The following is a 12,353-nucleotide window of genomic DNA, read 5'->3' as shown; positions in this document are numbered from 1 at the left end:
TCGGGTCGCGAACCGTCGGGGCGGGGCGCCCGAAACGGATTAGGGGAGCACCCCGGTGACCGTGTAAAGTGGTGCGTGTCGCCGGGGGAGAACGCCGGGGGCCGCAGCAAGGGGCTATAGCTCAGTTGGTAGAGCGCTTGCATGGCATGCAAGAGGTCTGGGGTTCAATTCCCCATAGCTCCACAGCAAGTGAAAGGCCGTTCCCTCAGGGAGCGGCCTTTCGCCGTTCCCCGGTAGGTGCGACCGTCTTCACCCGTGGACCCTCCCGGCCCGCTACGGTCGAAGCATGGCCGACCTGGTGCGCAAACGGAACGAAGAGCTCGCCCGGATACTCCACCAGCTCGGGTGGAGCCCCGAGCGGCTCGCTCGCGAGGTGAGCGCCGTCCTGCCCGCCGGCCTGGCGATCAGTGCCACCGCGCCCTACAAGTGGCGCGACCGCGGCATGGTGCCGCGTGCTCCGCACGACCAGACCGTCTGCGAGGTGCTCGGCCGCGCCGTGGGCATCGCCGTCACCTACGAACAGCTCTGGGGCCGCATGGGCAGCGGCCGCGGCGCCAAGATCCTCTCGCCGCGGCTGCTCACCGACCCGTGGACGGCCGACACCGCGCAGACCGCCCTCCGGGAGGCCGGCGCCGACGCCGCGCCCGTTCGGCTGACCGACCTCTTCCGCGGCGACGAACTCGAACAGGCGGCCCGGCACTGGGCCTCCCCGCCGCCCGAGGTCACCGGCGGGGTCGGCGCGCTGCGCATCGCCCCCGAACAGCTCGCCGACCTGCGGCTCTCCTACGAGAGCAAACGGCGTCTGGAACGCGCCTACGGCGGCGGACTCATCCTCGACCTCGCCAAGGCCGAACTCGCCATGGTCGGCAAGCTGCTGGAACTCGGCGCCTACGACGAGAAGCTCGGCCGGGAGCTCTACGGTGCCGCCGGACGGCTCGCCAGGTTGGTCGGCTGGGCCAACTACGACATGGGCAACGACGCCGCGGCCCAGCGTGCCTTCGTCGCCGCACTGCGGGCCGCGCACGTCTCCGGCGACCCGCGGCTGGGCGTCGGCGTGGTCGGCTGCCTCGCCGTGCAGGCGACGTACAACTCCGGCGGGCGCGGACTCGATGCCGTGGCCATGCTCTCCACCGCGCTGCGCGCCGCCGACGAGGTGCTGACCCCCCGTGAACGGGCGCTGCAGCTCGGACGGATCGCCCGTGCCCACGGCCGGAAGGGCGAGCAGATCAGCGCCGAGGCCGTCGCCGAGCGGGCCTTGCAGGCGCTCGACGGTGTCGACGACCACGCACACGAGCGTGCCGACCTCGCCGGGATGGTGGGGGAGATGCACCTCTTCCTGGGGGACTTCGAGCGTGCGCAGCGGATGCTCGGCGAGGCGGTCGCCGCGCTGCCGGCCGAGCGTGCCCGGACCAGGGCCCTGCTGATGGTCCGGCTCGCGGAGGCGTACCGGCGCACCGGAGAGCGGGAGGAGGCCGCCCGGATCGCCGACGAGGCGCGGCTGCTCGCCGCCGGCATGCAGTCCGCACGGGTGGCGCGCGCCCTGCGTGCCTTCGACGCCGCCGCGCGGGAGGAGGTGCCGCTCGCGGGATGAGGGAGGGCGCGGGACGACGGGGAGGTCTCCGCGACAGCACGCGCGGGCTCCGGCCCGGGTGGGTCGCGGCCCCGGGCGGGGCCCGGGTGGGACGTCCGCCGGCCCGGCGTGGGCCCCGCGTGCGGTGTTCCCCGGCCCGGGGCCGTCCCGGTGGGTGGCCCGCGGGTGGAATGCACCGCGGGGTGTACGGGCCGTTGCGGTACCCTGACCCCATGCGAACCGTGCGCCTGCTCCTTAGCCGGCCGCGCTGACCAGGACCGGCCCGGGGCCGGAGTCGGCGTGGCGACCCCTCCTGCGAGGGGTTTTTTGCTTTCCGAGTACGTGCTGTTCCGAGTGTGTGCCGCTGGTTCGCCACTGATGACGACGGAGCCCGAAGGACCATGAGCGAGACGACGACCCCTGCTTCCGGCGCGGCCGAGGCCGCTTCCGAGCCCTTCCGCTACGGTGCCGCGCTGGCGGCCGAGATCGAGTCCCGCTGGCAGGACCTGTGGGAGAAGGAAGGGACGTTCAACGCCCCCAACCCGGTCGGCCCGCTGGCCGAGGGCGCGGGCGGCGACGTCGCCGCGAAGCCGCACAGCTTCATCATGGACATGTTCCCGTACCCGTCCGGTGCCGGCCTGCACGTCGGCCACCCGCTGGGGTACATCGCCACCGACGTGTACGCCCGCTACCAGCGGATGACCGGCCACAACGTGCTGCACACCCTGGGCTACGACGCGTTCGGCCTGCCCGCCGAGCAGCACGCCGTCGCCACCGGCCAGCACCCCCGGATCACCACCGAGGCGGCCATCGCCAACATGCGGCGCCAGCTGCGCCGACTGGGCCTGGGCCACGACTCGCGGCGCTCCATCGCCACCATCGACCCGGACTACTACCGCTGGACGCAGTGGATCTTCCTGCAGATCTTCAACTCCTGGTACGACGAGGCGGCCGGCAAGGCCCGCCCGATCGCCGAGCTGGTCGCGCGGTTCGAGTCCGGTGAGCGCGAGGTGCCGGGCGGCCGCGCCTGGACCGAGCTGTCCGCCGTCGAGCGCGACGAGGTGCTGGGCGAGTACCGGCTGGCCTACGCCAAGGAGGTGCCGGTCAACTGGTGCCCCGGCCTGGGCACCGTGCTGGCCAACGAGGAGGTCACCGCGGACGGCCGCTCCGAGCGCGGCAACTTCCCGGTGTTCAAGTCGAAGCTGCGCCAGTGGATGATGCGGATCACCGCGTACTCCGACCGCCTGATCGCCGACCTGGACATGCTGGACTGGCCCGAGGCGATCAAGCTGCAGCAGCGCAACTGGATCGGCCGCTCCGAGGGCGCCCGGGTCGACTTCGCCGCGCCCGGCGGCGAGGCGATCACCGTCTTCACCACCCGCCCGGACACCCTGTTCGGCGCCACCTACATGGTGCTGGCGCCCGAGCACGGCCTGGTCGACGCGATCGTCCCGGCCGCATGGCCCGGGGGCGTGCCCGCGGACTGGACCGGCGGAGCCGCCACCCCGGCCGACGCCGTCGCGGCCTACCGCGCCGAGGCCGCCGCCAAGTCGGACGTCGAGCGCCAGGTCGACGCCAAGATCAAGACCGGTGTCTTCACCGGCGCCTACGCGACCAACCCGGTCAGCGGCGAGCAGGTCCCGGTCTTCATCGCCGACTACGTGCTGATGGGCTACGGCACCGGCGCGATCATGGCCGTCCCGGCCCACGACCACCGCGACTTCGCCTTCGCCCGCGCCTTCGGCCTGCCGATGCGCTGCGTGGTCGAGCCCACCGACGGTCGCAGCGAGGACCCGCACGCCTGGGACGACGCCTTCGACACCTACGACTCGGTGATCGTCAACTCGGCCCACGACGACCTGTCGCTGAACGGCCTGAGCGTCGTCGACGCCAAGGCCGCCGTCACCCGCTGGCTGGTCGGCCGCGGCATCGGCGAGGGCACCGTCAACTACCGTCTGCGCGACTGGCTGTTCAGCCGCCAGCGGTACTGGGGCGAGCCCTTCCCGATCGTCTACGACGAGGACGGCGCCATGCACGCGCTGCCCGAGTCGATGCTGCCGGTCGAGGTGCCCGAGGTCGAGGACTACTCGCCGCACACCTACGACCCGGACGACGCCGCCTCCACCCCGAAGACCCCGCTGTCCCGCAACGAGGCGTGGGTCGAGGTCGAGCTGGACCTGGGCGACGGCCCGAAGAAGTACCGCCGCGAGACCAACACCATGCCCAACTGGGCCGGTTCCTGCTGGTACGAGCTGCGCTACGTCGACCCGGCCAACGCCGAGAAGGTCGTCGACCCGGCCAACGAGGCGTACTGGATGGGCCCCACCGCCGACAAGCCGGCCGGTGGCGTCGACCTGTACGTCGGCGGCGCCGAGCACGCGGTGCTGCACCTGCTGTACGCCCGCTTCTGGCACAAGGTGCTGTTCGACCTGGGCCACGTGTCCTCCGTCGAGCCGTTCCACAAGCTGTTCAACCAGGGCATGATCACCGCCGACGTCTACCGCGACGCACGCGGCTTCCCGGTGCCCGCCGCCGAGGTCGAGGAGCGCGACGGCGCGTACTTCTGGCAGGGCGAGCCGGTCAAGCGCGAGGCCGGCAAGATGGGCAAGTCCCTGAAGAACGCCGTCGCCCCCGACGAGATCGCCGACGAGTACGGCGCGGACACCCTGCGCCTGTACGAGATGTCGATGGGCCCGCTGGACGTCTCCCGCCCGTGGGACACCCGCGCCGTCGTTGGCTCGTACCGCTTCCTGCAGCGTCTGTGGCGCAACGTCGTCTCCGAGACCACCGGCGAGCTGGTCGTCACGGAGGAGGAGCCGGACGAGGCGACCCTGCGCGCCCTGCACAAGGCGATCGACGGCATCCGTGCGGACATGGCCGGCCTGCGCTTCAACACGGCCGTGGCCAAGGCGATCGAGCTGAACAACTTCCTGGTCAAGCGGGGCTCCACGCCGCGCAGCGTGGCCGAGCAGATCGTGCTGATGGTCGCCCCGCTGGCGCCGCACATCGCCGAGGAGCTGTGGCAGCGCCTGGGTCACCGCGAGTCGCTGGCCTTCGCCGACTACCCCGTCGCCGACCCGGCCTACGTCGTCGACGAGACGGTCACCTGCGTCGTTCAGATCAAGGGCAAGGTCAAGGCCCGCCTGGAGGTCGCGCCGACCATCACCGACGCGGAGCTGGAGACGCTGGCGCTGGCCGACCCGGCCGTGGTGGCCGCGCTGGGCGACGCCCCGGTGCGCAAGGTCATCGCGCGTGCGCCGAAGCTGGTGAACATCGTCACCGGCTGACGCCGACCGCTCGTTCCCGGGCCGGGCTCCCCACCAGGGGCGCCCGGCCCGGGCGTTCTCCGGCAGGCCCGGGATCACTCCCCGGCGGCCGGCCGGGAGGGCGGGACGGCCCCGTGCAGGCGGTCGGCGAGGGCCGCGACGTGTGCCACCAGCTCCGGCGGCTCGTGGACGGTGAACCGGTGCCCCAGCAGCGCCAGGTGGAGCGCCAGCCCGTCCAGCGAGTTGGAGCCCGCCCGCAGGGTGCAGCTCCGCCCGTCGATCGGCTCGACCACCGCCGAGGTCGGCGTGGTCCTCGTGACGACCTCCTCGGCCGGCGCGTGGACCGTGCAACGGGCCTGGTAGCGGTACTGGCCGACGGCGACCTCCCAGGACGCCCAGCGCCGGACGTCCTGCTCCGGAGGTTCCCTCGGGACGAACCGAGGCCCGTGCGGCGGGCGCAACGTGATCCGGTCGACGCGGAAGTTCCGCCAGTCCGCCCGGGCGGTGTCCCAAGCAACCAGGTACCAGCGGGTGCCGGAGTGCACCAGCCGGTGCGGTTCGGCGTCCCGACGGCCCTCCTCGCCGTCGTGCGTCCGGTAGTCGAAGCGCAGCCGCTCGTGCGCCCGGCAAGCGGCGGCGATCGCGGTGAGCACCTCGGCCTGCACCACCGGGCCGTTCCCCGGCACGGCCACCGTCGCGTCGGCCAGCGCATCCACGCGGTGCCGCAGTCTGGAGGGCATCACCTGCAGCAGCTTCGCCAAGGCACGCACCGAGGACTCCTCGATGCCGGAGACCGTGCCGCCCGCCGCCGTCCGCAGCCCCACCGCCACCGCGACCGCCTCGTCGTCGTCCAGCAGCAGCGGAGGCATCTCCGCCCCCGCACCGAGCCGGTAGCCGCCGGCGGTGCCCGGCGTCGAGTCCACGGGATAGCCCAGGCCCCGCAGCTTGTCGACGTCCCGCCGTACCGTCCGCACGTCGACACCGAGCCGGTCGGCCAGGTCGGCCCCCGACCAGTCCCGGCGGACCTGGAGCAGGGACAGCAGACGCAGCAGGCGGGCGGAAGTCTCCAGCATGCGGCCATCCTGGCAGTCGATGCGGACAGCTACTGTCCTCGGCGGTGCGTTCGCTAGGGGGAACGGCCCCGGAAGAGCCCCGACCCGGGCCCTGAGCTCTCCCTGATCTCTCAGGTGCGCACGGCCTCCGGGGTCCGACCGGACCCTTCCGGCGGCTACCGTGGATATTCCAGGGCGGCCGCGCGGGCCGCGTCCGGCGAGCGGTGTCGGTGGGCACCGCGGAAGGTGGGGTAGGGATGGACGCGATCGGCGTGGTGATCGCCCTGGTGATGCTGTTCCTGGTGACCGCCGGAGTCATGGCCGTCGTCGGCACGGTCAAGGCGGCCAAGGCGGTCGCCGCCAAGGTGGAGAAGCACGAGGCCCACGCGCGGCGCGCCGTGGAGAACGCCGCCCTGAGGGCGAAGACCTTCACCAAGCCGGGCTCCCAGGGCCAGCTCGCCTCCGTCCGTCTCTCGGTGCGCACCTCCCTGGACGCCACCCGACAGGTCCTTGAGTCCGGCCTCGCCGCGGACGGCCAGCTCGCCGAGTCCCTCCAACTGCTCGACCGCCTCGACGCGCATGCCGCGGAGCTCGACCAGGAGATGCGCATCCTCGAACGCGAGCCGGACGGCGCCCGGCTGGCCGCCAAGCTCCCCGAGCTGCGCGAGCGGGCAGGCCGGATCACCCACTCCGCCGAGACCATGCGCTGGGCGGCCCAGGACCGCATGCGCCGCTTCGCCGACGACGACCTGGCCCGACTCAGCCGCGAGTGCGAGAACGAAGCCGGGGCACTGCGGCACTGGGACCGGGTGGCCGGTCCCGAGGACACGGGCGCGGCCGGTGCGGGTCCGGACGGTGTCGCCTCAGCCAACGGGACTGCGGCGGCCCGGTCCGAGGACGCCCAGCGGAAGGGCCTCACCGCCGGGAACCGCCTGCGGGCAGAGGACGTGCTCGGTCTCGGCGACCCCCTCAACCGGCTCGCCGACCGGCTGCGCAAGCCGAACACCGGTGGAGCATAAGGCTCCTGCCGGTTCCGGCTCGGTAGGGCCGCCCGTTCGGGGCAGGTCCGCTGCTGCTGCGGGGTGTCTCTGCCGGCGGCCTGCGCTGTCATCTGCGCCGGTCGCGGAGTAACCTCCGGCACATGCCCGGCCACCTCGCCCTCGTCACCGATTCCACGGCCTACCTGCCCCAGGACGTCGTCGACCGCCATCGGATCGAGGTCGTCCCGCTCTCCGTCGTCGTGGGCGACGAGGTCCTCACCGAAGGCGTCGAGATCTCGCCCAAGGACGTCGCCGAGGCGCTGCGCGCCAAGCGCAGAGTCACCACCTCCCGTCCCAACCCGGAGAGCTTCGCCGCCGCCTACCGGGCAGCCGCCGAGGCGGGTGCCACCGGTGTCGTCTCCGTCCACATCTCCTCCGAACTCTCGGGTACGTACGAGGCCGCCAAACTCGCCGCGGCCGGGGCGGAGATCCCGGTCGAGGTCGTCGACAGCCGACTGGTCGGCATGGCCCTCGGCCACTGCGTTCTGACGGCCGCACAGGCTGCCGAGGCAGGCCTCGGGCCCGCGGAGGCCGCCGCCGAAGCCGTCCGCCGGTCGTTGCTGAGCAGCGGCTTCTTCTACGTCGACACGCTCGAGCACCTGCGCCGCGGCGGCCGCATCGGTGCCGCTCGCGCACTGCTCGGCTCGGCCCTCGCGGTGAAGCCGCTGCTCCACCTCTCCGGCGGTCGGATCGAACCGCTGGAGAAGGTGCGGACGGCATCACGGGCGATCGCCAGGCTGGAGGAGATCGCCGTGGAACGCGCCGGCGACGCCGAGGTCGACATCGCCGTCCACCACCTCGCGGCCGAGGACCGTGCGGAGCCGCTGGCCGAGCGCCTGCGCGAACGGGTGCCCGGACTGCGCGACCTCTACGTGGGTGAGGTCGGCGCCGTCATCGGTGCCCACGTCGGCCCCGGCCTGCTGGCCGTCGTGGTGTCGCCCCGCTGACGGAGCGGCAGCTCCGGTGGCGAGGTGAGGCACCTCCGGTGGTGAGGTGCGGCGGCCCTCGCTGCCGCCCCGCCCTTACCGCCGCCCCGCCCTTACCGCCGTCCCGTCCTCGCTGCCCCGGCCACCCCGCCGTCCCTGCTGCTGTTCCCGCCGGCGGTACGGCTGTGCCCCTCGTGGCTCCGCTGCGTGGCGGCTCCGACCCGGCTGACGAACGAAGCCGCCCGGCAGGTTCCCGGCCTCCTCCTTTTCATCCTTGTGAGGGAAGGGAGTTGTCCACACCCCCGAGTTGTCCACAGACCGGCGGCGAGGTGTGCATCGCGGACCGCGGGCATTCGTACCGTCCTCGCATGAAGCACACGACCCGCGGCGCAGCACGGCGCCGAGAGACGGCCGAAACCGTCCGGCGGCGACTCGCCGCCCTGTTTTCCGCAGCCCTGCGCGGCAGCAAACCGACTCGTGCCCCGGCCGGCACACATGGCGGAGCCGCGGGAGGTGGTCCCGGAGACGGCGCCGACTCCGCCCCGTCCAGGTCCCCGGCCGGGTCGGCGGCACCGGCCGGGCGGACCGTACAAGGCGGACCTTCCGCACCGGGTGGGCATGCGGTACCGGGCGCCGCGCGTACCGCAGGTGCTGCGAGCACCGCGTCACCGCCCGTGGCGGCGGCGTCCGGTCTCCGGGGTGACCGGCCGCCGCGCGGGCACCGGTTCACCGTCCGCAGGTTCGGCTCCGACGCGCCCTCGGGCCCCGGACGATCGCCCCGCCGCCGGTCCGTGCGGGACGGGCCGCCCCTCTCCGCCCCGAACGCAGGGCTGCCGCCGCCGGAGACCTCCTCGCCCTTCGGCGCCGCGGCCGGCCCGTCCACCGTCCCACCCGACCTCCCGAAGTCGCCCTCGGCCCGGCGGCTCGCCTTCTCCCTGCCGGCCGGGCTGATGCTGGACCGCAGGGCCGCGCTGGGCCTCGCGGCACTGCTCCTGCTCGCAGTCGGCTACGCCGTCCAGCACTTCTGGCTGAGTCGCCCCGAGCCGGTCGCCGTCCCCACCGTGAGCGGCAGCGCTGCGCCCGCCACGGGAGGCCCGCACCCCACAGCGGCCGGGACGACGGCCCAGCCCGGAGCGCCGGCGCCCACCGTGGTGGTGGACGTGGCGGGCAAGGTCCAGCATCCGGGCCTTCGAACCCTGCCGACCGGCTCCCGCGTCGCCGACGCCCTTCGGGCAGCAGGAGGAGCCCTCCCCGGTACCGAGACCGACTCCCTCAACCTCGCCCGGGTGCTCAGCGACGGCGAGCAGATCCTGGTCGGTGTACCGACCGGTCAGGGGGCGCCCGGCGTCACCACGGGCGGACTGGTCAGCCTCAACCGGGCGACCGCCGAGCAGCTGGACACCCTGCCCGGTGTCGGGCCGACGCTCGTCCAGCGGATCCTGCAGTACCGCCAGACGCACGGTCCGTTCCGCTCGGTCGACCAGCTCCGTCAGGTGCCTGGCATCGGCCAGCGCAAGTTCGACGACATCAAGGGCCTGCTGACGCTCTGACAGCAGCTCTTCCGGATCGGAACAGGCCGGTTCGTGTCGTCCTCACCGGCCGTACCGGGTCCTCGCGCGGCTCACCCCTGCACCGAGAAGACCGCCCGCTCTGAAAGGAGGCACGGCGATCACTGCCACCTTCGCCCCGACGGCCGCCCCGCCGGACCGGACACACTCACTCGCCACCGGTCCCCGTGAGCCGGCGGGTCCGAGTCGGCGGCCGGCAGATCTGCGGCTACTACTGCCCGCGCTCACCGCCTGGGCTGTGACCTCCGCCGTACTCGCGGTGGATCCGGTCCACCACCCGCCGCTCGTCGTCACAGCGGTGGTCGCTGCCGGAGCAGCCCTGTTCCTGCTCCGGCAGCGAGCCGCAGACGGCACCCGCCGAGTCGCTCCGTCGACCGCAGCCGTCCTGCTGTCAGCAGCAGCGGCCACGCTGACCACCGTCCTGCACACCGCCGACCTCCACCGCGGCCCGATCCCCGATCTCGTGCGACCGTCCTTGACCGTGCAAGCCGCCGCCCCGTCGAAGCCGTCAACCGAGCAGACCGCAGTCTCGTCGGGCGGCGCCAGCACGCCGGCCGGCCCAGCCGCACCCGACACCGGAGCCAGAGCCGGAGCCGCACCCGGCACCGCGGCCTCGCCGAAGGCGGCTGCCACGGCAGCCGTCACCGCGGTAGGCTCGGGCCCGCCGACCATCCCCGGCTCGCCGGAGTCCAGCGCCCACACCGCCGAGGCCAAGGGAACTTCCCCTGTCGAGCTGTCGGTGGACCTCACCGTCGCCGGTGACCCGACGCCACGAACGGGGCGGGTGCACGGCACCACGCCGGGGCAGGCCGTACTGACCTTCGACGCAGTGGTGGACCGCGTACGGTTCCCCATGGACCCCGGCCGCTCCGCCATAGCCGTGCACACACCGGTCACCGTGCTCGTCCGGGCACAGGACATCGCTGCTTGGCGCGGGCTCGTTCCCTCGACCAGGGTTGCGGCCGGAGTCCGTGCGACCGCCCCCGGCGAGCGCGATCACGACTCGGCAGCTCGCCTGGTGGCGCTGGGGCCGCCGCGTCTGTTGGCCCCACCCGGCCGATCCCAGCAGCTCGCGGCGGAGCTGCGCTCGGGCCTCCGTGAGGCAACCGACCACCTGTCGCCCGACATCCGGGGCCTCCTGCCGGGGCTGGTGGTGGGCGACACCTCGCGCCTTCCCGACGACCTGCGCGAGGCGTTCCGTACCACCGACCTCGGGCACCTGACCGCGGTCAGCGGGGGAAATCTGGCGATCCTCCTCACCGTCCTGCTCGGAGCGTCCCGCAAGGAGGACGAGGGCAGCCGCGGCGGTCTGGCCGGTCTGTTCGGCCTGTCCATCCGGACTACCGCGCTGGTGGGCACGGGACTGACCCTCGTCTTCGTGACCGTCTGCCGTCCCGAGCCGAGCGTTCTCAGGGCGGCCGCCACCGGGCTCCTCGGACTGCTCGCCCTCGCCACCGGCCGTCCCCGCCAAGGCGTGCCGGCCCTCGCCGGGGCGGTCCTGCTCCTGGTGCTCCTCGATCCCTACCTCGCCCGCTCCTACGGCTTCCTGCTCTCCACCCTGGCCACTGCAGGTCTCCTCACGCTCGGGCCGCGTTGGACGGAAGCGTTGTGCCGAAGGGGCTGGCCGACGTTCCTTGCCACCGCGACCGGCGCCACCGCAGCCGCCCAGGCCCTGTGCGCCCCGGTCGCCATCCTGCTCGCCCCGCGGGTCAGCCTCGTGGCCGTCCCCTGCAACCTGCTCGGCGAGGCCGCAGTGGCCCCGGCCACCCTGCTCGGCTTCGCGGCGCTCGCAGCCGAGCCGTTCGCTCCGGATGCGGCCCGCGTGCTCGCGGACCTCGCGGCCGTCCCCACCGGGTGGCTGGCTGCGGTCGCCCGACAGGGCGCCGCAGTGCCCGGTGCGCTGCTGGACTGGCCCGACGGCCTGACGGGGGCACTGCTCCTGGCGGCCACCACGATGGCCCTGTGCTGGGGTGTACCCCCGTTGCTGTCGGCCCGCCGCGCCGCCTCCCGCAAGGTCCGGACCGCCCTGGCGGCCGGAGTCGTCCTGGCCCTCGCGGCCGTTCTGCTGCGACCGCCGACCGTCACCCGGATCGCCACCGGCTGGCCGCCGGCCGGGTGGCGCCTGGCCATGTGCGACGTCGGTCAGGGCGACATGGCCGTGCTCCCGCTCGCCTCCGACACCGCCGTGGTCGTGGACACCGGGCCGGACCCGGAAGCCGCCGACAACTGCCTCCGAGAGCTCGGGATCTCCCGGATCGCCTTGCTGATCCTCACTCACTTCCACGCCGACCACGTCGAGGGGGTGCCCGGCGTGCTGCACGGGCGTACGGTCGCCGCGCTCCAGGTGACCCTGCTGGGCACGCCACCCGGTGAGCAGGCCCGCGTGCTGGGATGGGCCTCCGCGGCGGGCATCCCCCTCCTGCAGGCCCGCCGTGGGGAGCACCGCGCTGCGGGACCGGACCTCGCCTGGGACGTCCTGTGGCCCGACGACTCCCTCGGACCTTCCACTCCCGGAGCCAACAACGCCAGCGTCGCACTCCTCGCCACCGTGGGGCCGCCCGGGGACCAGCTGCGGCTGGCCCTGCTCGGCGACCTCGAACCACCGGCCCAGGCGGCACTGATGCAGCGCGGCCCACCGGGCCGGGTCGACGTCCTCAAGGTGGCCCACCACGGCTCCGCCAACCAGGACTGGGACCTCACCGGTGCCTTGCACCCGACGTTGGCACTCATCTCCTGCGGCCACGACAACCCGTACGGGCACCCCGCCCCGCGCACCGTCGATCGGCTGAGCGCACTGGGAGCCACGGTGCTGCGGACCGATCGGGCCGGAGACATCGCAGTCCTCGGCGGCCATCGGCACCTCCGGATGGCCACCCACCCGCACCACCACCGGAGCTGAGCCGGCATGACCCACCGCACCACCACCCGGAC

At 73.6% G+C, this 12,353-nt stretch carries 7 protein-coding genes and 1 tRNA gene; 7 read left to right on the top strand and 1 reads right to left on the bottom strand.

What is annotated here, in order from left to right; translation table 11 throughout:
- Window positions 1–110: 110 nt before the first annotated feature.
- The 3 genes from AB0442_RS26515 (at window position 111) to leuS (ending at window position 4,857) form a co-directional block, all read left to right on the top strand.
- Window positions 111–183 (top strand) — tRNA-Ala (locus AB0442_RS26515).
- Between the two features lie 103 nt (window positions 184–286).
- Complete coding sequence (locus tag AB0442_RS26510) at window positions 287–1,591, top strand: hypothetical protein (protein ID WP_366165853.1); 1,305 nt, start codon at window positions 287–289, stop codon at window positions 1,589–1,591.
- Between the two features lie 380 nt (window positions 1,592–1,971).
- Window positions 1,972–4,857 (top strand): leucine--tRNA ligase, encoded by a 2,886-nt coding sequence (leuS, locus tag AB0442_RS26505; protein WP_366165852.1) that lies wholly within the window; start codon window positions 1,972–1,974, stop codon window positions 4,855–4,857.
- Between the two features lie 74 nt (window positions 4,858–4,931).
- Here the strand turns inward: leuS and AB0442_RS26500 are convergent, their stop codons facing one another.
- The gene (locus AB0442_RS26500) at window positions 4,932–5,909 is read right to left on the bottom strand and encodes a YafY family protein (protein WP_366165850.1); all 978 of its coding nucleotides are present in this window, start codon (window positions 5,907–5,909) and stop codon (window positions 4,932–4,934) included.
- A gap of 236 nt (window positions 5,910–6,145) precedes the next feature.
- Between AB0442_RS26500 and AB0442_RS26495 the strand changes: the two genes are divergently transcribed.
- The 4 genes from AB0442_RS26495 to AB0442_RS26480 all read left to right on the top strand — a co-directional run bounded on the left by AB0442_RS26495 (window position 6,146) and on the right by AB0442_RS26480 (window position 12,321).
- Window positions 6,146–6,907: a hypothetical protein gene (locus AB0442_RS26495; RefSeq protein ID WP_363540080.1), complete on the top strand. Its 762-nt coding sequence runs from the start codon at window positions 6,146–6,148 to the stop codon at window positions 6,905–6,907.
- Window positions 6,908–7,029: 122 nt separating this feature from the next.
- Window positions 7,030–7,875 (top strand): DegV family protein, encoded by an 846-nt coding sequence (locus AB0442_RS26490; protein ID WP_366165848.1) that lies wholly within the window; start codon window positions 7,030–7,032, stop codon window positions 7,873–7,875.
- 770 nt (window positions 7,876–8,645) lie between these two features.
- The gene (locus tag AB0442_RS26485) at window positions 8,646–9,404 is read left to right on the top strand and encodes a ComEA family DNA-binding protein (protein WP_366165846.1); all 759 of its coding nucleotides are present in this window, start codon (window positions 8,646–8,648) and stop codon (window positions 9,402–9,404) included.
- Between the two features lie 256 nt (window positions 9,405–9,660).
- A complete protein-coding gene (locus tag AB0442_RS26480; protein WP_366165845.1) occupies window positions 9,661–12,321 on the top strand; it encodes a ComEC/Rec2 family competence protein in 2,661 nt (886 codons plus the stop codon).
- Window positions 12,322–12,353: the final 32 nt, after the last annotated feature.

Source organism: Kitasatospora sp. NPDC085895 (genome assembly GCF_040702125.1).
GTDB classification, from domain to species: domain Bacteria; phylum Actinomycetota; class Actinomycetes; order Streptomycetales; family Streptomycetaceae; genus Kitasatospora; species Kitasatospora arboriphila.
Note: the sequence above shows the minus strand (reverse complement) of the source record. Positions and strands in the feature narration are given on the sequence as shown.

Bases quoted from the DNA above. Each gene is read 5' to 3' on its own strand.
- AB0442_RS26500 (WP_366165850.1), bottom strand. From the start codon at position 5,909: ATGCTGGAGACTTCCGCCCGCCTGCTGCGTCTGCTGTCCCTGCTCCAG.
- AB0442_RS26495 (WP_363540080.1), top strand. From the start codon at position 6,146: ATGGACGCGATCGGCGTGGTGATCGCCCTGGTGATGCTGTTCCTGGTG.
- leuS (WP_366165852.1), top strand. From the start codon at position 1,972: ATGAGCGAGACGACGACCCCTGCTTCCGGCGCGGCCGAGGCCGCTTCC.
- AB0442_RS26490 (WP_366165848.1), top strand. From the start codon at position 7,030: ATGCCCGGCCACCTCGCCCTCGTCACCGATTCCACGGCCTACCTGCCC.
- AB0442_RS26510 (WP_366165853.1), top strand. From the start codon at position 287: ATGGCCGACCTGGTGCGCAAACGGAACGAAGAGCTCGCCCGGATACTC.